Source organism: Streptomyces sp. NPDC006872 (genome assembly GCF_040635845.1).
GTDB lineage: Bacteria > Actinomycetota > Actinomycetes > Streptomycetales > Streptomycetaceae > Streptomyces.
On the sequence record NZ_JBEYIL010000001.1, the window covers coordinates 224899 to 245834 of the forward strand.

Annotated in this window: 18 protein-coding genes and 1 tRNA gene; 11 read left to right on the forward strand and 8 right to left on the reverse strand. The window is 67.7% G+C overall.

Going from position 1 to position 20936, the window contains the following annotated elements; genetic code table 11:
- Positions 1–45 precede the first annotated feature (45 nt).
- On the reverse strand, positions 46–1272 hold the full coding sequence (locus ABZ725_RS01040) for a pyridoxal phosphate-dependent aminotransferase (protein WP_358800758.1): 1227 nt from the start codon (positions 1270–1272) through the stop codon (positions 46–48).
- 272 nt (positions 1273–1544) lie between these two features.
- Between ABZ725_RS01040 and ABZ725_RS01045 the strand changes: the two genes are divergently transcribed.
- The 11 genes from ABZ725_RS01045 (at position 1545) to ABZ725_RS01095 (ending at position 15786) form a co-directional block, all read left to right on the forward strand.
- Positions 1545–1617 (forward strand) — tRNA-Trp (locus tag ABZ725_RS01045).
- Between the two features lie 113 nt (positions 1618–1730).
- On the forward strand, positions 1731–2018 hold the full coding sequence (gene secE / locus ABZ725_RS01050) for a preprotein translocase subunit SecE (protein ID WP_351903911.1): 288 nt from the start codon (positions 1731–1733) through the stop codon (positions 2016–2018).
- 80 nt (positions 2019–2098) lie between these two features.
- Positions 2099–2944 (forward strand): transcription termination/antitermination protein NusG, encoded by an 846-nt coding sequence (gene nusG, locus ABZ725_RS01055; RefSeq protein ID WP_351903908.1) that lies wholly within the window; start codon positions 2099–2101, stop codon positions 2942–2944.
- A 170-nt stretch (positions 2945–3114) separates the two neighbouring features.
- A complete protein-coding gene (gene rplK, locus ABZ725_RS01060; RefSeq protein ID WP_006383482.1) occupies positions 3115–3549 on the forward strand; it encodes a 50S ribosomal protein L11 in 435 nt (144 codons plus the stop codon).
- An 85-nt stretch (positions 3550–3634) separates the two neighbouring features.
- A complete protein-coding gene (gene rplA / locus ABZ725_RS01065; RefSeq protein WP_351903903.1) occupies positions 3635–4360 on the forward strand; it encodes a 50S ribosomal protein L1 in 726 nt (241 codons plus the stop codon).
- 162 nt (positions 4361–4522) lie between these two features.
- Complete coding sequence (locus tag ABZ725_RS01070) at positions 4523–5428, forward strand: hypothetical protein (RefSeq protein ID WP_358800759.1); 906 nt, start codon at positions 4523–4525, stop codon at positions 5426–5428.
- Positions 5429–5560: 132 nt separating this feature from the next.
- Positions 5561–6355 carry a hypothetical protein gene (locus tag ABZ725_RS01075; RefSeq protein WP_358800760.1) on the forward strand — a complete coding sequence of 265 codons (795 nt, stop codon included), beginning with the start codon at positions 5561–5563 and terminating at the stop codon, positions 6353–6355.
- Between the two features lie 319 nt (positions 6356–6674).
- Complete coding sequence (gene rplJ / locus ABZ725_RS01080) at positions 6675–7205, forward strand: 50S ribosomal protein L10 (protein WP_351903894.1); 531 nt, start codon at positions 6675–6677, stop codon at positions 7203–7205.
- Between the two features lie 125 nt (positions 7206–7330).
- Entirely contained in the window at positions 7331–7714 is a 384-nt protein-coding gene (gene rplL / locus ABZ725_RS01085) for a 50S ribosomal protein L7/L12 (protein WP_351903891.1), read from the forward strand.
- A 576-nt stretch (positions 7715–8290) separates the two neighbouring features.
- The gene (rpoB, locus tag ABZ725_RS01090) at positions 8291–11776 is read left to right on the forward strand and encodes a DNA-directed RNA polymerase subunit beta (RefSeq protein ID WP_358800761.1); all 3486 of its coding nucleotides are present in this window, start codon (positions 8291–8293) and stop codon (positions 11774–11776) included.
- 110 nt (positions 11777–11886) lie between these two features.
- A complete protein-coding gene (locus ABZ725_RS01095; RefSeq protein ID WP_351903885.1) occupies positions 11887–15786 on the forward strand; it encodes a DNA-directed RNA polymerase subunit beta' in 3900 nt (1299 codons plus the stop codon).
- 71 nt (positions 15787–15857) lie between these two features.
- On the opposite strand, the gene ABZ725_RS01100 is transcribed toward ABZ725_RS01095, so the two are convergent.
- From ABZ725_RS01100 to ABZ725_RS01130, 7 genes are all read right to left on the reverse strand, one after another.
- The gene (locus tag ABZ725_RS01100; protein WP_358800762.1) at positions 15858–16118 is read right to left on the reverse strand and encodes a hypothetical protein; all 261 of its coding nucleotides are present in this window, start codon (positions 16116–16118) and stop codon (positions 15858–15860) included.
- Positions 16115–16390, reverse strand: coding sequence for a hypothetical protein (locus ABZ725_RS01105; RefSeq protein ID WP_358800763.1), 276 nt, complete (start codon positions 16388–16390; stop codon positions 16115–16117). Before ABZ725_RS01105 ends, ABZ725_RS01100 begins: the two co-directional genes overlap by 4 nt.
- Positions 16391–16405: 15 nt before the next feature.
- Complete coding sequence (locus ABZ725_RS01110; RefSeq protein WP_358800764.1) at positions 16406–17305, reverse strand: peptidoglycan-binding protein; 900 nt, start codon at positions 17303–17305, stop codon at positions 16406–16408.
- A gap of 96 nt (positions 17306–17401) precedes the next feature.
- The gene (locus ABZ725_RS01115; RefSeq protein WP_358800765.1) at positions 17402–17845 is read right to left on the reverse strand and encodes an ATP-binding protein; all 444 of its coding nucleotides are present in this window, start codon (positions 17843–17845) and stop codon (positions 17402–17404) included.
- A 32-nt stretch (positions 17846–17877) separates the two neighbouring features.
- A complete protein-coding gene (locus ABZ725_RS01120; protein WP_351903871.1) occupies positions 17878–18615 on the reverse strand; it encodes a hypothetical protein in 738 nt (245 codons plus the stop codon).
- Complete coding sequence (locus ABZ725_RS01125; protein WP_358800766.1) at positions 18615–19808, reverse strand: hypothetical protein; 1194 nt, start codon at positions 19806–19808, stop codon at positions 18615–18617. Before ABZ725_RS01125 ends, ABZ725_RS01120 begins: the two co-directional genes overlap by 1 nt.
- Positions 19805–20914: a hypothetical protein gene (locus tag ABZ725_RS01130; RefSeq protein WP_358800767.1), complete on the reverse strand. Its 1110-nt coding sequence runs from the start codon at positions 20912–20914 to the stop codon at positions 19805–19807. The genes ABZ725_RS01125 and ABZ725_RS01130 overlap by 4 nt, the downstream gene beginning before the upstream one ends.
- Positions 20915–20936 lie beyond the last annotated feature (22 nt).

Here is a 20936-nt window from a genome sequence, read left to right on the forward strand (position 1 = left end):
CGCCTCCCGAAGGAGACGGCCCGCGATCTGCCCACGCGAGCAGGTTCAGTCCCTGGCCTCCGCCAGCAGCTTCTGGATGCGGCTCACGCCCTCGACGAGGTCCTCGTCGCCCAGCGCGTACGACAGCCGCAGATAGCCCGGGGTGCCGAAGGCCTCGCCCGGCACCACCGCGACCTCGGCCTCCTCCAGGATGAGCGCGGCCAGCTCGACCGAGTCCTGCGGGCGCTTGCCGCGGATCTCCTTGCCGAGCAGCCCCTTCACCGACGGGTAGGCGTAGAAGGCGCCCTCGGGCTCCGGGCAGAGCACGCCGTCGATCTCGTTGAGCATCCGGACCATGGTCTTGCGGCGGCGGTCGAAGGCCTCGCGCATCTGCTCGACGGCCGACAGGTCACCGGAGACGGCGGCCAGCGCGGCGACCTGCGCCACGTTGGAGACGTTCGAGGTGGCGTGCGACTGGAGGTTCGTCGCGGCCTTGACGACGTCCTTCGGGCCGATGATCCAGCCCACCCGCCAGCCGGTCATCGCATACGTCTTGGCGACGCCGTTGACGACGATGCACTTGTCGCGCAGCTCGGGCAGGATCGCCGGCAGCGAGGTGAACGTGGCGTCGCCGTAGACGAGGTGCTCGTAGATCTCGTCCGTCATCACCCAGAGGCCGTGCTCGACGGCCCAGCGGCCGATCGCCTCGGTGTCCTCGGCGCTGTAGACCGCGCCGGTCGGGTTGGAGGGGGAGACGAAGAGCACGACCTTCGTGTTCTCGGTGCGCGCGGCCTCCAGCTGCTCGACGGAGACCCGGTAGCCGGTCGTCTCGTCGGCGACGACCTCCACCGGGACACCGCCGGCCAGCCGGATCGACTCCGGGTAGGTGGTCCAGTACGGCGCCGGGACGATGACCTCGTCGCCCGGGTCGAGGATCGCGGCGAAGGCGTTGTAGATCGCCTGCTTGCCGCCGTTGGTGATCAGGATCTGCGAGGTCTCGACCTCGTAGCCGGAGTCGCGCAGCGTCTTCGCGGCGACCGCGGCCTTCAGCTCGGGCAGGCCGCCGGCCGGCGTGTAGCGGTGGTACTTGGGATCCTGACAGGCCGCGACGGCGGCTTCGACTACGTAGTCCGGGGTCGGGAAGTCGGGCTCTCCGGCGCCGAAGCCGATCACCGGACGCCCGGCGGCCTTCAGGGCCTTGGCCTTGGCGTCCACGGCGAGAGTGGCGGACTCGGAGATCGCGCCGACGCGGGCGGAGACCCGGCGCTCGGTGGGAGGGATTGCAGCGCTCATGGGGCCCATGGTTTCAGACCGGAAACCACCACGGCACACGGGTTTCATCTACTGAACATGTAGGGGCAGCGCACTGAACATCCGTCCGGATTCGCCGCTCCATCCCCGTTCCCGCCGGACGATCTTTCACGGACGAAGCCTCCACGGGCACTTTCCGTTCGACGAGGCGCTCAAGACCACGTACACTCACACGTCGTTGGCCTTCAACAGCCGCGCCGTCACAGGTGCACACCGAGCACCCGGGCGGATGCGGTAAGTTGGGGGAGACACAAAGGGTCGTAGCTCAATTGGTAGAGCACTGGTCTCCAAAACCAGCGGTTGGGGGTTCAAGTCCCTCCGGCCCTGCTACACACACCTCGCCAGGATGTGTGCGCAGCGCATGTACGTACAGCAATGCACTCGCCGTGCGGCTCAGACCGGGCGCGGCACGGCCACGACCCGGGAACAGGTGAGGACGAATGGCGGACGCCGTGGGCTCCATCGATACGCCTGATGCCCAGGACGAAGTGCCTGAGGCGACGAAGAAGACCCGCAAGGGCGGCAAGCGCGCCAAGAAGGGCCCGCTGAAGCGACTCGCGCTGTTCTACCGCCAGATCGTCGCGGAGCTCCGCAAGGTCGTATGGCCCACGCGCGGCCAGCTGACGACGTACACGACCGTGGTGATCGTGTTCGTGGTCATCATGATCGGCCTGGTGACCGTGATTGACTATGGACTCAGCCACGCCGCCAAGTACGTCTTCGGCTGAACCAAGAGCGAAGGGCGCCGAGGTATCCGGCGCCCCTTTCGCATGTTCCACCCCTATGTATCCAGGAAGAAGCAGCCACCGTGTCTGACCAGAACCTGAACGAGGACGTCGAGTCCGTGGACGACGAGCTCGACATCGTCGAGGGCGCGGACGATGACCTGGACGAGTTCGAGGCTGCCGAAGCCGAAGCGGGCGAGCCCGCCGAGGAAGCCGCGCTCCACGTCGAGGATGAGGACGAGGAAGCCGCGGACGAGGAAGCCGACGAGGACGTCGTCGAAGAGGCCGAGGAAGAAGAGCCGGCCGAGCCCGTCGACCCCGTCGTCGCCCTGCGCGAGGAACTGCGCACCCTCCCCGGCGAGTGGTACGTGATCCACACGTACGCCGGCTACGAGAACCGCGTGAAGACCAACCTGGAGCAGCGCGCCGTCTCGTTGAACGTCGAGGACTACATCTTCCAGGCCGAGGTGCCGCAGGAAGAGGTCGTCCAGATCAAGAACGGCGACCGCAAGACCATCCGTCAGAACAAGCTCCCCGGCTATGTGCTGGTGCGCATGGACCTGACGAACGAGTCCTGGGGCGTCGTCCGCAACACCCCCGGCGTCACCGGCTTCGTGGGCAACGCCTACGACCCGTACCCGCTGACCCTGGACGAGATCGTCAAGATGCTCGCCCCGGAGGCCGAGGAGAAGGCCGCCCGTGAGGCCGCCGAGGCCGAGGGCAAGCCGGCTCCGGCCCGCAAGGTCGAGGTCCAGGTGCTGGACTTCGAGGTGGGCGACTCGGTCACCGTCACCGACGGCCCGTTCGCCACGCTGCAGGCCACGATCAACGAGATCAACGCCGACTCGAAGAAGGTCAAGGGCCTCGTCGAGATCTTCGGCCGCGAGACCCCGGTCGAGCTGAGCTTCGACCAGATCCAGAAGAACTAGCTCCTTCTGGAACACACGCCTCCGACCAGGTCAGGCGGGCTGTCACAGCTCGCCTGACCTGCTCGGTTTTTGGCCGCGCAGAGATACCCGTTATTGTTGTGCGGTATGCCTCCATCCGGATCATCCGGATGCGACGGCTGAAAAACTCTCACTAGGACCCGGAGAGAGCAATGCCTCCCAAGAAGAAGAAGGTCACGGGGCTCATCAAGCTCCAGATCAACGCCGGTGCGGCGAACCCCGCACCGCCGGTCGGCCCCGCGCTCGGCCAGCACGGCGTCAACATCATGGAGTTCTGCAAGGCCTACAACGCCGCGACCGAGTCGCAGCGTGGCTGGGTGATCCCGGTGGAGATCACGGTCTACGAGGACCGCTCCTTCACCTTCATCACCAAGACCCCGCCGGCCGCGAAGATGATCCTCAAGGCCGCTGGTGTCGAGAAGGGCTCGGGCGAGCCGCACAAGACCAAGGTCGCCAAGATCACTCAGGCGCAGGTCCGTGAGATCGCCACGACCAAGCTGCCCGACCTGAACGCCAACGACCTGGACGCCGCGTCGAAGATCATCGCCGGCACCGCCCGTTCCATGGGCATCACGGTCGAGGGCTGAACCTCAGCCTCGTAGCACCTTCGCAGAACCGTGGCAGGGCCTGCTCGGCCCGTACCACGACTCCTCAAGACACACTGGAGCAGTAGTGAGCAAGCGCAGCAAGTCCCTCCGCGCTGCGGACGCCAAGATCGACCGGGAGAAGCTCTACGCCCCGCTCGAGGCCGTCCGTCTCGCCAAGGAGACCTCCACGAGCAAGTTCGACGGCACCGTCGAGGTCGCCTTCCGCCTGGGTGTCGACCCGCGCAAGGCCGACCAGATGGTCCGTGGCACCGTGAACCTGCCGCACGGCACCGGCAAGACCGCCCGGGTCCTGGTCTTCGCGACCGGTGACCGTGCTGCGGCCGCAGAGGCCGCGGGCGCCGACATCGTCGGCTCCGACGAACTGATCGACGAGGTTGCGAAGGGCCGTCTGGACTTCGACGCCGTCGTCGCCACCCCGGACCTCATGGGCAAGGTCGGCCGCCTCGGCCGCGTGCTCGGTCCGCGTGGTCTGATGCCGAACCCGAAGACCGGAACGGTCACCCCCGACGTGGCCAAGGCCGTCACGGAGATCAAGGGCGGCAAGATCGAGTTCCGCGTCGACAAGCACTCGAACCTGCACTTCATCATCGGCAAGTCGTCCTTCGACGACACCAAGCTGGTGGAGAACTACGGCGCGGCCCTGGACGAGATCCTTCGTCTGAAGCCGTCCGCCGCCAAGGGTCGCTACATCAAGAAGGCCGCGATCAGCACCACGATCGGCCCCGGCATCCCGGTCGACCCCAACCGCACCCGGAACCTTCTCGTCGAGGAGGACCCGGCCGCGGTCTGAACCTGACGGTTCGCATCGGTCGGCGACGAGCCCCGCAACCTTTCGAGGTGCGGGGCTCGTCCCTTTTTGTCGTACGGCGATTTTTTCGTACAGCTGTCTTCGACCGGTTGTCAGTGCTGTGCGTTAGCGTGCAGTCACGGGAAAATATTGGGGGAGGGGCGAATGAAGCGTGCGACTGTGCGCCGCGTGGGCCTGTCGATCGGCGCGATGACGCTGGTGGCGGGGGTGACCGCCTGTAGCGGTTCCGGCGGCTCCGGCGGGTCCGGCAGTTCCGACAAGGGTGGGGACGGCAGCCCGCGGCTCAGCCCCGTCGCCGCCCTGCTCACCGCCGAGAAGTCCACCGACGGCGCCGACTCCGCGAAGGTCGAGTCGACGACGACCATGGGCTCCTTGATGTCGATGACGGCCGACGGCGCCCTCGGTTGGGGCGACGGCCTCACCGGCACCCTCACCATCACGTACACCGGCGGCACCATGGCCGAGACGATGCGGCAGATCGGCACCACGTCGATGGAGGCCCGCTATCTGCCCGACGCCTACTACGCGAAGATGGGCGACACCTTCGCGGAGCAGGCCGGCGGCAAGCACTGGATCAAGTACGCGTACGACGACCTGGAGAGCCTCGGCGGCAGCTCCGGCGCGTATCTGAAGGACCAGATGCAGAACACCACCCCGAACCAGTCGGTGAAGCTGCTGCTGGCCTCCGGGGATGTGCGGGAGGTCGGCGAGGAGCGGGTGCGGGGCCGGCAGACCACGCACTACTCGGGGACGGTCGAGGTGAGCGACCTCGCCGAGAAGAACTCCAACCTCAGCCAGAGTCAGCTCGACGACCTGAAGAAGACGCTGGAGCAGGCGGGCGTCACCACCGAGACCGTCGACATCTGGGTCGACGACCAGGACCTGCTGGTCAAGAAGGTGGAGAAGGGCGAGACGACGGCGGGGGCCTATGAGCAGACCGCGTACTACAGCGACTACGGCACCGAGGTCTTCGCGGATGTGCCCCCGGCGAGCGACACCGCGGACTTCACGGAGCTGATGAAGCAGCAGGGGGCCGACGCCGGCTCTTAATTCACGGGACCTCTCCCGCCTCCCTGGGATACCTTCACGGTCTTGCTGTGCATAGACCATGTGTTCGCCATGGACCCGCCGGGTCGGTGGTGCTCTGGCCGGTTCTCCGGCTGGTTCTCTGGGGGAAATTGGATGAGGTCTTCCGTGGGTGTCCTCGGGCTGTCCGCGTTGCTCGTCGCCGGGTGCGCGGCGGTGGGCGGTACGGAGAGCGGGGGTGACTCGGCCGCCGCCGCGGCCGCCGTCGCGCGGGCCGCCGAGAAGGCGGAGCAGCCCGTGTCCCTGCGCTACCGCAGTACCGGCCGGACTCCGGAGGAGGGGCGGATCGAGGGCGAGGCCGCGATCGGCGTCAAGCCGCAGGTCATGAGTCTGAAGTCCACCGTGCTCAGCGGCCCCGACAAGGGGACGGGCGAGTTCCGGTTCGTCGACGGGGTGCTGTACATAGGCACCGACGAAGCGGGGGAGGACGGCAAGCACTGGATCAAGTTCGGCAAGCACGGCGCCAACGCCGGGATGGCCGACAAGGTCCGTGACAACCCCTCCCACGAGACCGGCTTCCTCGCCGCGGCCGACGACCTCAAGAAGGCCGGCGCCGAGACCGTCGAGGGCGTCCGCACCACCCACTACACGGGCACGGCCACCGTCGACGACATCCGCGCCTCCTACAAGGACGACGCGACGAAGGTCCGGCAGCGGACCGAGAAGAGCCTCGCCCAGTACGAGAAGCTGGGCGTGGACGAGCTGACCATGGACCTGTGGATCGACGCCGAGGACCGTACGCGGCGGCTGCGCATGCAGGGCTTCGGGCGGCACGGCGAGCTCGACCTCACCCTCACGTTCTTCGACTTCGGCAAGCCCGTCACGGTGAAGGCGCCGCCCGCCTCGGACACCATGGACATGGCCGAGGCACTGAAGACCACCGGGGACTGAGCGCCCCAGGGGTTCACCGCGGTCCCTCTACGGGCGTCCCCGTACGGGCGGATTTGCTTGGTGGTGGCCCGTTCACGTACTCTCCTCGAGAAGCCAAAGACCGCTGGTCGTTGCCGTGCCCTCACAGGAGAGTGCGGTGGCCGAAGGATCCGCTGCAATGCGGACGACCCGCGCAGGTGATCGTGGAATTGCTCCCGGATGGAATCCGCTCACGGAATTCGTTCGGTCGAGCTACGCCCCGTGCACCTGTGCCGGGGCGTTTCGTTTGTCCCAGCCCCTTCTGAGCGGTCCTCATCACCCGGAAGGAGGCCGACGCTCTATGGCAAGGCCCGACAAGGCTGCCGCGGTAGCCGAGCTCACGGACGCGTTCCGCAGCTCGAACGCCGCTGTGCTGACCGAGTACCGGGGTCTCACCGTGGCGCAGCTCAAGACGCTGCGTCGTTCGCTCGGTGAGAACGCCCAGTACGCCGTGGTGAAGAACACGCTGACCAAGATTGCGGCCAACGAGGCCGGGATCTCTACGCTCGACGACCTGTTCAACGGTCCGACGGCGGTCGCCTTCATCACCGGTGACCCGGTGGAGTCGGCGAAGGGTCTTCGTGACTTCGCCAAGGACAACCCGAACCTCGTCATCAAGGGCGGTGTCCTTGACGGCAAGGCGCTGTCCGCCGACGAGATCAAGAAGCTCGCGGACCTCGAGTCCCGCGAGGTTCTGCTCAGCAAGCTGGCCGGTGCGTTCAAGGGCAAGCAGTCCCAGGCTGCCTCGCTCTTCCAGGCGCTCCCCTCGAAGTTCGTCCGCACCGCGGAGGCGCTTCGGGTCAAGCTCGCCGAGCAGGGCGGTGCCGAGTAACTCGGCTCGCGAAATGACCGCCGCCTGAGGCTCCGCGCCTGAGGCAACGGTCGTAGCGGGCCGAACGTACGCCCGCCTCACCAGTACATACCGGCACCAGCCGAATTAGTGGAAGGATCGCCCACATGGCGACGAAGCTGTCCCAGGAAGAGCTGCTCGAGCAGTTCGAGTCCCTCACCCTCATCGAGCTCTCCGAGTTCGTGAAGGCGTTCGAGGAGAAGTTCGACGTCACCGCCGCCGCTGCGGTTGCCGCCGCCCCCGCCGGCCCGGCCGCTGTCGTCGACGCCGTCGAGGAGCAGGACGAGTTCGACGTCGTCCTCACCGGTGCCGGCGAGAAGAAGATCCAGGTCATCAAGGTCGTGCGTGAGCTGACCTCCCTGGGCCTCAAGGAGGCCAAGGACCTCGTGGACGGCGCCCCGAAGCCCGTTCTCGAGAAGGTCGCCAAGGAGGCCGCGGAGAAGGCTGCCGAGTCCCTCAAGGCCGCCGGCGCCTCCGTCGAGGTCAAGTAACACTGCGCGGTCGGCGACGACCGCACGCGTTGGCTGAAAGAGTCCCTCCGGGGCTGTAACGCCCACGCACCGAAGAGCGATCATCCATCTGGGTGGTCGCTCTTCGTCGTTCCTGGGAGCGCGGCCGCGGTTGCCTTGCACCCCCCTGACCGGGGGGTATGGTGATCTTCGTCGTGTCTCCGAGCGCCCTGGTAAGCGCAGGGGGGCCTTGACGAACCGCACGCAGCGCGCAATTCTCAGGACGCGTCGTCACAAGGATCCGAATCCGAGGCATGGATCGACGGCGAAGTGGGCAGTATGACCGTGCGTTGAGGGCTTACCGGACCGAGGGCGTTGAGAACCACGAGGGTCTCGAAGAACCCGCACTGGACATCAGTGTGCCAAGTGGCTACACTGACCCTTTGCGCTGCCTGTTAGCTGTCCCCTGCCCGTCACCAGGGGCATGCCCTCCCTTTAGCCCGGACGATCAGACCATGTCTCACCTGGCCTTTTGCCAGATTGGGAATGTCTGTCTCTGTGCGCGAGAGAGGGGCCGGTACGCGCGTAGTGAGTCCGAGCCCTCGGAAGGACCCCCTCTTGGCCGCCTCGCGCAACGCCTCGACCGCGAATACGAACAACGGCGCCAGCACCGCCCCGCTGCGCATCTCCTTTGCAAAGATCAAGGAGCCCCTCGAGGTTCCCAACCTGCTCGCGTTGCAGACCGAGAGCTTTGACTGGCTGCTCGGGAACACCGCCTGGCAGAGTCGGGTCGAGGCGGCTCTGGAGTCCGGTCAGGACGTCCCCACGAAGTCCGGTCTGGAGGAGATCTTCGAGGAGATCTCCCCGATCGAGGACTTCTCCGGGTCGATGTCGCTGACCTTCCGCGACCACCGTTTCGAGCCGCCGAAGAACAGCATCGACGAGTGCAAGGACCGCGACTTCACGTACGCGGCCCCGCTCTTCGTGACGGCCGAGTTCACCAACAACGAGACCGGCGAGATCAAGTCCCAGACGGTCTTCATGGGCGACTTCCCGCTCATGACCAACAAGGGCACCTTCGTCATCAACGGCACCGAGCGTGTCGTGGTGTCGCAGCTGGTCCGTTCGCCGGGTGTCTACTTCGACTCCTCCATCGACAAGACGTCCGACAAGGACATCTTCTCCGCCAAGATCATCCCGTCCCGGGGTGCCTGGCTCGAGATGGAGATCGACAAGCGCGACATGGTCGGTGTGCGCATCGACCGCAAGCGCAAGCAGTCCGTCACCGTTCTCCTGAAGGCTCTCGGTTGGACGACCGAGCAGATCCTGGAGGAGTTCGGCGAGTACGAGTCCATGCGCGCCACCCTGGAGAAGGACCACACCCAGGGCCAGGACGACGCGCTGCTCGACATCTACCGCAAGCTGCGTCCGGGCGAGCCGCCGACGCGTGAGGCCGCGCAGACGCTGCTCGAGAACCTCTACTTCAACCCCAAGCGCTACGACCTCGCGAAGGTCGGCCGCTACAAGGTGAACAAGAAGCTCGGCGCGGACGAGCCGCTGGACGCCGGTGTGCTCACCACCGACGACATCATCGCCACCATCAAGTACCTGGTGAAGCTGCACGCCGGCGAGACCGAGACGGTGGCCGAGTCCGGTCGCTCGATCATGGTCGAGACCGACGACATCGACCACTTCGGCAACCGTCGTATCCGCAGCGTCGGCGAGCTGATCCAGAACCAGGTCCGTACGGGTCTCGCCCGTATGGAGCGCGTCGTGCGTGAGCGCATGACCACCCAGGACGTCGAGGCGATCACGCCGCAGACCCTGATCAACATCCGGCCGGTCGTCGCCTCCATCAAGGAGTTCTTCGGCACCAGCCAGCTGTCCCAGTTCATGGACCAGAACAACCCGCTGTCGGGTCTGACGCACAAGCGTCGTCTCAACGCGCTCGGCCCGGGTGGTCTCTCCCGTGAGCGGGCCGGCTTCGAGGTCCGTGACGTTCACCCGTCGCACTACGGCCGCATGTGCCCGATCGAGACGCCGGAAGGCCCGAACATCGGTCTGATCGGCTCGCTGGCCTCCTACGGCCGGATCAACCCGTTCGGTTTCATCGAGACGCCGTACCGCAAGGTCGTCGAGGGCACGGTCACCGACGAGGTCGACTACCTGACCGCCGACGAGGAGGACCGCTTCGTCATCGCGCAGGCCAACGCGCCGCTCTCCGACGAGTTCCGCTTCGAGGAGTCCCGCGTCCTGGTCCGCCGTCGTGGCGGAGAGATCGACTACGTCCCCGGTGACGACGTCGACTACATGGACGTCTCGCCGCGCCAGATGGTGTCGGTCGCGACCGCCATGATCCCGTTCCTGGAGCACGACGACGCCAACCGTGCCCTCATGGGCGCGAACATGATGCGTCAGGCCGTGCCCCTCATCAAGTCCGAGGCCCCGCTCGTCGGCACCGGCATGGAGTACCGCTCCGCAGCCGACGCCGGTGACGTGGTCAAGGCCGAGAAGGCGGGTGTGGTCCAGGAGGTCTCCGCGGACTACATCACCACGACGAACGACGACGGCACGTACATCACGTACCGCCTGGCCAAGTTCGCCCGGTCCAACCAGGGCACCTCGGTCAACCAGAAGGTCATCGTCAACGAGGGCGACCGGATCATCGAGGGCCAGGTCCTGGCCGACGGTCCGGCCACCGAGAACGGCGAGATGGCGCTGGGCAAGAACCTGCTCGTGGCGTTCATGCCGTGGGAGGGTCACAACTACGAGGACGCGATCATCCTGTCGCAGCGCCTCGTGCAGGACGACGTCCTCTCCTCGATCCACATCGAGGAGCACGAGGTCGACGCCCGTGACACCAAGCTCGGCCCCGAGGAGATCACCCGGGACATCCCGAACGTCTCCGAGGAGGTCCTCGCCGACCTCGACGAGCGCGGCATCATCCGCATCGGCGCCGAGGTCGTCGCCGGTGACATCCTCGTCGGCAAGGTCACGCCCAAGGGCGAGACCGAGCTGACGCCGGAGGAGCGCCTGCTGCGCGCGATCTTCGGTGAGAAGGCCCGTGAGGTGCGTGACACCTCGCTGAAGGTCCCGCACGGCGAGATCGGCAAGGTCATCGGCGTCCGCGTCTTCGACCGTGAAGAGGGCGACGAGCTGCCGCCGGGCGTGAACCAGCTGGTTCGCGTCTACGTGGCGCAGAAGCGCAAGATCACGGACGGTGACAAGCTCGCCGGCCGACACGGCAACAAGGGTGTCATCTCCAAGATCCTGCCCATCGAGGACATGCCGTTCCTCGAGGACGGGACCCCGGTCGACATCATCCTCAACCCGCTGGGTGTGCCGTCCCGAATGAACCCGGGACAGGTCCTGGAGATCCACCTCGGCTGGCTCGCCAGCCGCGGTTGGGACGTCTCCGGGCTCGGCGAGGACTGGGCGCAGCGGCTCCAGGTCATCGGCGCCGACCAGGTCGCCCCGGGCACCAACGTCGCCACCCCGGTGTTCGACGGTGCGCGTGAGGACGAGCTGGCGGGTCTGCTCCAGCACACCATCCCGAACCGCGACGGCGAGCGCATGGTGCAGCCGACCGGCAAGGCGAGGATGTTCGACGGCCGCTCCGGTGAGCCGTTCCCGGACCCGATCTCCATCGGGTACATGTACATCCTCAAGCTGCACCACCTGGTCGACGACAAGCTGCACGCCCGTTCGACCGGTCCGTACTCGATGATCACCCAGCAGCCGCTGGGTGGTAAGGCGCAGTTCGGTGGTCAGCGCTTCGGTGAGATGGAGGTGTGGGCGCTGGAGGCTTATGGCGCCGCGTACGCCCTCCAGGAGCTCCTGACCATCAAGTCCGACGACGTGACCGGCCGCGTGAAGGTCTACGAGGCCATCGTCAAGGGCGAGAACATCCCCGAGCCCGGCATCCCCGAGTCCTTCAAGGTGCTCATCAAGGAGATGCAGTCTCTCTGCCTGAACGTGGAGGTGCTGTCCAGCGACGGTATGTCCATCGAGATGCGTGACACCGACGAGGACGTCTTCCGCGCGGCGGAGGAGCTCGGCATCGACCTGTCCCGGCGCGAGCCGAGCAGCGTCGAAGAGGTCTGACGGGAGTTCGGTCCGGAGGTTCAGCGATGAAGATCCCTGAACCTCCGGCCGGCCCCGGGACCCCCGTATCAGACCCCAAGACTTACAACCCTGAGAGGGATTGACGCATAGTGCTCGACGTCAACTTCTTCGACGAGCTCCGGATCGGCCTGGCTACGGCGGACGACATCCGTCAGTGGAGCCACGGCGAGGTCAAGAAGCCCGAGACGATCAACTACCGCACGCTCAAGCCGGAAAAGGACGGACTCTTCTGCGAGAAGATCTTCGGTCCGACCCGGGACTGGGAGTGCTACTGCGGCAAGTACAAGCGTGTCCGGTTCAAGGGCATCATCTGCGAGCGCTGCGGCGTCGAGGTCACTCGCGCCAAGGTGCGTCGTGAGCGGATGGGCCACATCGAGCTGGCCGCCCCCGTCACGCACATCTGGTACTTCAAGGGCGTTCCGTCGCGCCTCGGATACCTGCTCGACCTCGCCCCGAAGGACCTCGAGAAGGTCATCTACTTCGCGGCGTACATGATCACGTTCGTCGACGACGAGCGTCGTACGCGTGACCTGCCCTCGCTGGAGGCGCACGTCTCCGTCGAGCGTCAGCAGATCGAGAACCGGCGCGACGCCGACCTCGAGGCCCGCGCCAAGAAGCTCGAGACCGACCTGGCCGAGCTCGAGGCCGAGGGCGCCAAGGCCGATGTGCGCCGCAAGGTGCGCGAAGGCGCCGAGCGTGAGATGAAGCAGCTGCGCGACCGTGCGCAGCGCGAGATCGACCGTCTCGACGAGGTGTGGACGCGCTTCAAGAACCTCAAGGTCCAGGACCTCGAGGGCGACGAGCTGCTCTACCGCGAGCTGCGTGACCGCTTCGGCACGTACTTCGACGGCTCGATGGGTGCCGCGGCGCTGCAGAAGCGCCTGGAGTCCTTCGACCTCGACGAGGAGGCCGAGAAGCTCCGCGAGATCATCCGGACCGGCAAGGGCCAGAAGAAGACCCGTGCGCTCAAGCGCCTCAAGGTCGTCTCCGCGTTCCTGCAGACCAGCAACAGCCCCAAGGGCATGGTGCTGGACTGCGTGCCGGTCATCCCGCCGGACCTTCGCCCGATGGTGCAGCTGGACGGTGGCCGCTTCGCGACCTCCGACCTGAACGACCTGTACCGCCGTGTGATCAACCGCAACAACCGTCTGAAGCGCCTTCTTGACCTCGGTGCGCCCGAGATCATCGTGAACAACGAGAAGCGCATGCTCCAGGAGGCCGTGGACGCGCTGTTCGACAACGGCCGTCGTGGTCGTCCGGTCACCGGTCCCGGTAACCGCCCGCTGAAGTCCCTCAGCGACATGCTGAAGGGCAAGCAGGGTCGATTCCGTCAGAACCTGCTCGGCAAGCGTGTGGACTACTCCGCGCGTTCCGTGATCGTCGTCGGTCCGCAGCTGAAGCTGCACCAGTGCGGTCTGCCGAAGGCGATGGCGCTGGAGCTCTTCAAGCCGTTCGTGATGAAGCGCCTGGTCGACCTGAACCACGCGCAGAACATCAAGAGCGCCAAGCGGATGGTCGAGCGCGGCCGCACGGTCGTGTACGACGTCCTGGAAGAGGTCATCGCGGAGCACCCGGTTCTGCTGAACCGTGCGCCCACGCTGCACCGCCTCGGCATCCAGGCCTTCGAGCCGCAGCTGGTCGAGGGCAAGGCCATCCAGATCCACCCGCTCGTCTGCACCGCGTTCAACGCGGACTTCGACGGTGACCAGATGGCCGTCCACCTGCCGCTCTCCGCGGAGGCGCAGGCCGAGGCCCGCATCCTGATGCTGTCCTCGAACAACATCCTCAAGCCCGCCGACGGCCGTCCGGTGACGATGCCGACCCAGGACATGGTCCTCGGTCTGTTCTTCCTCACCACCGACGGCGAGCTGCGTGACACCAAGGGCGAGGGCCGGTCCTTCGGCTCCACGGCCGAGGCGATCATGGCGTTCGACGCAGGTGAGCTCGCGCTGCAGTCGGCGATCGACATCCGCTTCCCGGTGGGCACCATCCCGCCGCGTGGCTGGACGCCGCCGGCGCGCGAGGAGGGCGAGCCGGAGTGGCAGCAGGGTGACACCTTCCGCCTGCGGACGACCCTGGGCCGTGCGCTCTTCAACGAGCTGCTGCCCGAGGACTATCCGTTCGTCGACTACTCGGTGGGCAAGAAGCAGCTCTCCGAGATCGTCAACGACCTGGCGGAGCGCTACCCCAAGGTCATCGTGGCGGCGACGCTCGACAACCTGAAGGCGTCCGGCTTCTACTGGGCGACCCGTTCCGGCGTCACCGTGGCCATCTCCGACGTCGTCGTTCCCGAGGCGAAGAAGGAGATCGTCAAGGGCTACGAGGCGCAGGACGAGAAGGTCCAGAAGCAGTACGAGCGCGGTCTGATCACCAAGGAAGAGCGCACGCAGGAGCTCATCGCGATCTGGACCAAGGCGACCAACGAGGTCGCCGAGGCGATGAACGCGAACTTCCCCAAGACGAACCCCATCTTCATGATGGTTGACTCGGGTGCCCGAGGAAACATGATGCAGATGCGGCAGATCGCCGGTATGCGTGGTCTGGTGTCGAACGCGAAGAACGAGACCATCCCGCGTCCGATCAAGGCGTCCTTCCGTGAGGGCCTGTCCGTGCTGGAGTACTTCATCTCCACGCACGGTGCCCGTAAGGGTCTGGCGGACACCGCCCTGCGTACCGCCGACTCGGGTTACCTGACCCGTCGTCTGGTGGACGTCTCGCAGGACGTCATCATCCGCGAGGAGGACTGCGGCACCGAGCGCGGTCTGAAGCTGCGGATCGCCTCGAAGGACGAGACCGGCGTTCTGCGCAAGGCCGGGGACGTCGAGACCAGCGTCTACGCCCGCATGCTCGCCGAGGACGTCGTCATCGACGGCAAGGTGATCGCGCCGGCCAACGTGGACCTGGGCGATGTGCTCATCGACCAGCTGGTCCGACACGGTGTCGAGGAGGTCAAGACCCGCTCGATCCTGACCTGTGAGTCCCAGGTCGGCACCTGCGCCATGTGCTACGGCCGTTCGCTGGCCACCGGCAAGCTGGTCGACATCGGTGAGGCGGTCGGCATCATCGCCGCCCAGTCCATCGGTGAGCCCGGCACCCAGCTGACGATGCGTACCTTCCACACCGGTGGTGTGGCCGGTGACGACATCACCCAGGGTCTGCCGCGTGTCGTCGAGCTCTTCGAGGCCCGTACCCCGAAGGGTGTCGCCCCGATCTCCGAGGCCCAGGGCCGCGTGCGGATCGAGGAGACCGAGAAGACCAAGAAGATCGTCATCACGCCGGACGACGGCAGCGACGAGACGGCGTTCCCGATCTCGAAGCGCGCCCGTCTCCTGGTCAGCGAGGGCGAGCACGTCGAGGTGGGCCAGAAGCTCACCGTGGGTGCCACCAACCCGCACGACGTGCTGCGCATCCTGGGTCAGCGTGCCGTCCAGGTCCACCTGGTCGGCGAGGTCCAGAAGGTGTACAACTCGCAGGGTGTGTCGATCCACGACAAGCACATCGAGATCATCATCCGGCAGATGCTGCGCCGGGTGACGATCATCGAGTCCGGCGATGCCGAGCTGCTGCCCGGCGAGCTCGTCGAGCGCTCGAAGTTCGAGGTCGAGAACCGTCGTGTGGTGCAGGAGGGCGGTCACCCGGCCTCCGGTCGTCCGCAGCTCATGGGTATCACCAAGGCCTCGCTGGCCACGGAGTCCTGGCTGTCGGCGGCGTCCTTCCAGGAGACGACCAGGGTGCTGACGGACGCGGCGATCAACGCCAAGTCCGACTCCCTGATCGGCCTCAAGGAGAACGTCATCATCGGTAAGCTCATCCCGGCCGGTACGGGTCTCGCCCGCTACCGCAACATCCGGGTCGAGCCGACCGAAGAGGCCAAGGCCGCGATGTACTCGGCCGTCGGCTACGACGACATCGACTACTCGCCGTTCGGCACGGGCTCCGGCCAGGCCGTTCCGCTGGAGGACTACGACTACGGTCCGTACAACCAGTAGTAGTTGGTTCTGGTAGTTGGTTCTGAAGGGCGGTCACCCCGGTTCGTACGGGGTGACCGCCCTTCGGCGTTTCAGCGTGCCGTCATTTCCCAGGCGGCGACGGCCACCGTCGCCAGGGCGGCCAGGGCGCCGATGCTGGCGAGCGGCCAGCGGGAGCGTTCCAGGGCGTCGAGGCGGTGTTCGTGGTCGGCGAGCTGCTTGTCGGTCTGGTCGCTGCGCTGGACCAGCAGGGCGAGCGAGCCGTCGACCCGGGCGAACCCGGCCTCGACGGTGCCGCGCAACCGTTCCAGTTCCAGGGCGACGGCGGCCGGGTCGGAGAGGGGTTCGTTCATGCGTCGCCCCGTTCGTCGGTCGTCCGGGCCAGTGACAGCAGTTCGGTGTCCTCGTTCGGCCGGGCGTCCGTGCGCAGCCACGAGGGCAGCAGGGCCTGGACGGCGGGCAGGGCCATGATCCTGGTCATGCCCGCGGCGGCGGTGAGCGCGCCGGCGACCCAGGGCAGGGTCTCGGGGATGCCGGCGGCGTCGACGACCGTCGGCAGCAGGACGCACAGGCCGACAGCGGTCTGGACAACAGTGCGGAGGGTGCGCTTGGCGGCCTCTGACATCGGGTTCCTCGATTCTCAGGAGCTGTACGGGACCTTGAGGGCCGCCCAGGACGTGGCGCCCGGCCAGCCGTCGGCGGCGGTGCCGGTGTAGCCGAGCTTGCGCTGCCAGCCGGCGTAGGAGCGGCGGTCGGCGTCGGTCCACTGCGGGCCGGGGCCGGAGGCGTACGCGGAGCAGCCGACGGCGACCAGGCGCTTGCCCATCGCGGTGACGATCGCCGACTTCGGGCTCTTCCTGAACCAGGCGTCGCCGGGGAAGGGCTGGTAAGTCGGCTTGGCCGTACCGGAGTTGCCGGAGCCGGTGGAGCCGGTGGAGCCGCTGGGCTTGGTGCCGAGGCGGCTCGCGACCCTGATGCGGAAGTCCGACATCGAGAAGCCGCGCGGATCGATCTTCTTGTCGGTCCACTCCTTGTGGCCGATCACCGAGCCGGCCGACCAGCCGTGCGCCCGGCACAGCGCGGCGGAGGCCCGGACCATGGCCTCCAGCTGGACGGCGGGCCAGGGGTCCTTGCCGTCGCCGAGGTTGACGCACTCGAAGCCGTAGAAGTGGACGTTGCCGTCCGTGTCGTTCTCGTTCGGTGCGGGCAGCGCCTTCTCGTCGACGACGGCCTTGAGGACGTCGCCGTCGCCGCTGCCCGCGTGGTTGGCGCGGCCGTTGCCGACGAGGTGGACCGTGCCGTCCTTGGCGATCACGCCGTGGCAGAGGGGGCCGGGCAGGGCGGAGTGGCCGTTGTAGCAGAGGCTCACGCTGTTGCTGGTGCCGGAGGTGACGGTGTGGTGGATGATCACGCCGTTGACCGGGCCCCAACTTCCCTTGTGGTTGCGGTTGTGGGTGCGCCAGTCGGAGTGCTCGACGACGGTGACGCCCTCGGCCCGCAGTGCGGACACGAGGGCGTCGGCGGAGAGGGGGTTGGCCATGGTGGTGCCTCCCTGGGTGGTTCTGGGCATGAGAAAACCCCGGCCGGCGGGGGAGCGGCTCGGGGCGGGGTCGGGTGGTGGTCGGCGGGCAGGACCTCAGACGACGATGTCCGTGTCTGTATCCGTGTCCGTGTCGGTCTCGGGGTCGGTCTCGGGGTCCGTGGCGGTGTCGTCCCCGTCGCCCGGTTGCCACTGGGCGCACAGGGCGGCGTACGCGGCCGTGTTGGCGCCGAAGTCGGCCAGGGCCGCGGCGACCGCGCGCTGGATCGCCGTCTGGTCGGGGACGACCGGGGCCGTGCCGACGGGCATCACGGTGATCCGGCCGTAGCCGCGCAGGACGGCGCCGCCCGCGCCGCTCCGGGTGAACTGGGCGGTGATGTTGACGGCCGAGTAGGTGCCGGTGATCGAGTCGGGCCCGATGATCGAGCTGAGGCTGGTGTCGGAGACGTTGACGTGGATCGTGTGGCCGTCCTCGGTGAGGGTGGCCCGGCCCGCGTAGTCGATCGCGAGGCCCCAGGGCTGGGTGGGGTCGATGTCCATGGAGGTGCTGCCTTCCTCGGTTGCGCCGTGGGTCAGCTCTGGCGGCCGTGCATGAGGGTCGGGGTCGCGTAGACGGTGCCGGACGTGGTGACGATGGCCTGGATCTCGACCGTGACCGTGCCGGTGAACGCCGTGGAGAAGGTGGTGGCGATCACGTCCGTGTAGTCGAACTCGACGCCGGCGGTGACCGTGGGACCCCACTGGACGCTGTTGACGAGCACCCGGACCTGGCCGGCCCCGCCGGAACTGACGCTTGTGCTCACCCGGAGCCGCATCTTCGGCTGCCAGACCGGGTTGTACGACCTCGCGATCGTCGTCCAGGCCGTCGACGTGGACTGCGGCCAGCGCGCCGGCGTCGTGTCCTGCGGCGGCAGCATGGTCAGCCAGGGCCGGGCCAGGCCGCCGGTGTTGACGTCGTCGGAGATGATCTCCCGGTTGCCGTTGTCGTAGATCCGCAGCGGCTGGAGCGAGCCGGCGCTGCTGTCGCCGTTGAACAGGGTCATGGCGAGGCTGCCGGTCTGGCGGTGGATCTCCAGGCCGTATTCCTCGCCCTTCCAGGAGCCGACCCGGAACATCGGCTCCTCGGTGTTGGGCCGCTGGACCACGAAGGTGCCGCCGTCGGTCACCTTCAGGGCGCCGTCCTTGATCTCCACCTCGCCGCCGGTGATCGTGTTGAGTGCGGGCCGGGTGTTCACGGCGGTGGACAGCTGCTGGATGCGGCGTTCCATCTGGGTGAGCCGGTCGATGATGTCTTCGGGGAGCTGGGGCATCAGACCTCCTCCAGGTAGAGCTCGGCGGTGTCCGGGCGGCCGCGCTGGGCCGGGCTGACCTTGACGCCGACGATCCGGTAGCGGGCGTCCAGGCCCTCGGTCCACCATTCGTCGGTGATCCGCAGCCGGACGGTGCGGCCCAGCAGCGCGGACGGCACCAGGTCGTCGAGGCGGACGCTGATCTCTGGGATCACCACCGCGCCGACGCCCTCGGCGAGTTCGGCGTTGGCCAGCGAGCGCAGGACCGGGATGCTGGCGATGTCGTTGTGGTCCGAGGCGAGGTCGATGCGCGGGTAGCCGACCTTGATCAGGTTCTCGCCGACGGCGATGTCGGCGTCGGCGAACAGCGGGCGGGACTCCACGGCCTGGTTGGTGTTGTCGGTGGCGCCGCGGGCCCGGGCGGTGGTGCCGCCGCGGGTGGCGTCGCGCGGGAAGGTGTACGACAGGATCGTGCCGGGCCGGTCCATCACCAGGTCGGTGGTGCCGGTGGTGATCTTCGGGCTGCCCAGCCGCAGCCGGCGGACGCGGATGCCGGTGACCGGGTCGCGGTAGACGGCGATGTAGTGCTCGAAGCCGTTCTCCAGGGCGGCGAGCGCGTCGATCGCCTCCAGGTAGACGGTCTCGTCGCCGTCGCGGTACGACACCGCGCGCCTGGCCGGGGAGGACTCGTTGCCGAAGGTGACGCCGATGTCGCCGCCGACGACGGTGGTGACGTCGCCCTCCTCGCCCCGGCCTTCGGGCACACCGTCGCCGTCGTCGTCGTCGACCACCTCGACGAGCTCGCCGGTCTGGAGGTGCCGCCACAGCCGTCGCGCCACCTCCAGCTGGTCGTCGGTCCCGGTGAACGTGAGGTCCTGGCGGATACGGCGGCGGCCCGCGTAGGACTCGAAGGTGGCCGCCTGGATGCCGAGGGTGAGCACGCCCCGGTCGTCGCTCTGCAGGGTGGACGTCCAGATGATGCCGCCCCACCACAGGTCGTTGCCGCGCTGGAGGTAGACCGAGGTGCGGCCCTCCTCGATGCGGCGGACCCGGGCGGCCACCTCCGCGTTGGGGACCGGGATGGTGCCGGAGAGGGATCCCGGCTTGCCGATGTAGTCGTCGACGGTGACGTCCCGCAGGGGCAGGATGTCGATGGTGTCGTCGGTGCGCAGATCGCAGAAGATCGCCCGGTACGGCGTGGTGGTGGTCGTCATGACGCGGCCTCGTAGGTGGCGGTGCCCCTGACGGCGTTGCCGCTGACCCAGGTCCACGGCGTCAGGGAGTCGACGGTGCCCCAGGTGGGCGTGACGATGGCGGTGGCGTCGGGCCGGCCCGAGGCGATCCCCAGCTCGAAGGTGTCGGTCGTGGCGAGGTAGATCCGGCACATGGCGCGCGCGCCGTTGGAGGCGCCCAACTCGGCCCAGCCGAGCACCTGGTGGACGGCGGACGCGGGCGCCGGCAGCGCGAACCGCCAGTTGTCCGAGGTGAGGGGGCTGGTGCCGAAGTTGGTCGTGGTGCCGAACTGGATCGAGAAGCTGAGGTGCACGGTGGTGCCGAACTTGACGTACCGGCAGTTGAGGACGGAGTTGCCGTACGACGGGGTGGCCAGGCCGGAACCGGTCGTCCAGGCCGGCGTCCAGCTCTGCCAGGTCGGCAGCACCGGGTAGTCGGTCCAGGCGGTTCCGCTCCAGCGCTGGAGCTGGCCGCCCAGGTCCCGGTACTGGCCGGGGTAGCTGCCGCCCGTGGTGTCGGAGACCACCGGGAGGATGCCGCCGACACCGACCGTGGCCGTCCGGCGGTCGACCGCCGAGCTCCAGGTGATGCCGCCGGTGCCGGCGCTCGCCTTGGCCGCCACGGTGACCTGGTACAGCGGCAGGGACAGGCCGGGCGCGGCGGGTACGGCCGGGGCGGCGGCCGGGGTGCCCGGGACGATCTCGACGACGGCCTCGGTGCGGTCGTCGGTGTCGGAGGCGTCGTAGACGTCGTCGTAGATCCGCAGGACGACGAGATCGATGCGGCTGTACAGGGGATCGCCGTCCGCGAACGTCAGGGGCAGGTACTCGGTGAGGGCGACCGGGTAGGCGCCCCGGGCGGCGGTGCTCTGGAGCACGGCACGGCCGGGGCTGACCGTGGCGGACATGCTGTTCGACGTGCCGGTGAGGGTGAAGCCGGCGATGCGGTAGAGGCCTTCGGAGGAGCCCGGCAGCACACCGGAGCGGGTGGCGACCGGCGAGGTGGGCGTCAGGGCGCCGAGCGAGACGAGGCGGGTGTCCTCGCGCGACTGACCGTCGGGGGACAGCCATCCGGAGCGCACGGGCATGATCGACTCCTTTTCGGGAAGC

Bases quoted from the DNA above. Each gene is read 5' to 3' on its own strand.
- ABZ725_RS01115 (WP_358800765.1), bottom strand. From the start codon at position 17,845: ATGGACATCGACCCCACCCAGCCCTGGGGCCTCGCGATCGACTACGCG.
- secE (WP_351903911.1), top strand. From the start codon at position 1,731: ATGGCGGACGCCGTGGGCTCCATCGATACGCCTGATGCCCAGGACGAA.
- rplK (WP_006383482.1), top strand. From the start codon at position 3,115: ATGCCTCCCAAGAAGAAGAAGGTCACGGGGCTCATCAAGCTCCAGATC.
- ABZ725_RS01075 (WP_358800760.1), top strand. From the start codon at position 5,561: ATGAGGTCTTCCGTGGGTGTCCTCGGGCTGTCCGCGTTGCTCGTCGCC.
- rplL (WP_351903891.1), top strand. From the start codon at position 7,331: ATGGCGACGAAGCTGTCCCAGGAAGAGCTGCTCGAGCAGTTCGAGTCC.
- rplJ (WP_351903894.1), top strand. From the start codon at position 6,675: ATGGCAAGGCCCGACAAGGCTGCCGCGGTAGCCGAGCTCACGGACGCG.
- ABZ725_RS01120 (WP_351903871.1), bottom strand. From the start codon at position 18,615: ATGCCCCAGCTCCCCGAAGACATCATCGACCGGCTCACCCAGATGGAA.
- ABZ725_RS01040 (WP_358800758.1), bottom strand. From the start codon at position 1,272: ATGAGCGCTGCAATCCCTCCCACCGAGCGCCGGGTCTCCGCCCGCGTC.
- ABZ725_RS01100 (WP_358800762.1), bottom strand. From the start codon at position 16,118: ATGAACGAACCCCTCTCCGACCCGGCCGCCGTCGCCCTGGAACTGGAA.
- ABZ725_RS01110 (WP_358800764.1), bottom strand. From the start codon at position 17,305: ATGGCCAACCCCCTCTCCGCCGACGCCCTCGTGTCCGCACTGCGGGCC.
- ABZ725_RS01070 (WP_358800759.1), top strand. From the start codon at position 4,523: ATGAAGCGTGCGACTGTGCGCCGCGTGGGCCTGTCGATCGGCGCGATG.
- ABZ725_RS01105 (WP_358800763.1), bottom strand. From the start codon at position 16,390: ATGTCAGAGGCCGCCAAGCGCACCCTCCGCACTGTTGTCCAGACCGCT.
- ABZ725_RS01130 (WP_358800767.1), bottom strand. From the start codon at position 20,914: ATGCCCGTGCGCTCCGGATGGCTGTCCCCCGACGGTCAGTCGCGCGAG.
- ABZ725_RS01125 (WP_358800766.1), bottom strand. From the start codon at position 19,808: ATGACGACCACCACCACGCCGTACCGGGCGATCTTCTGCGATCTGCGC.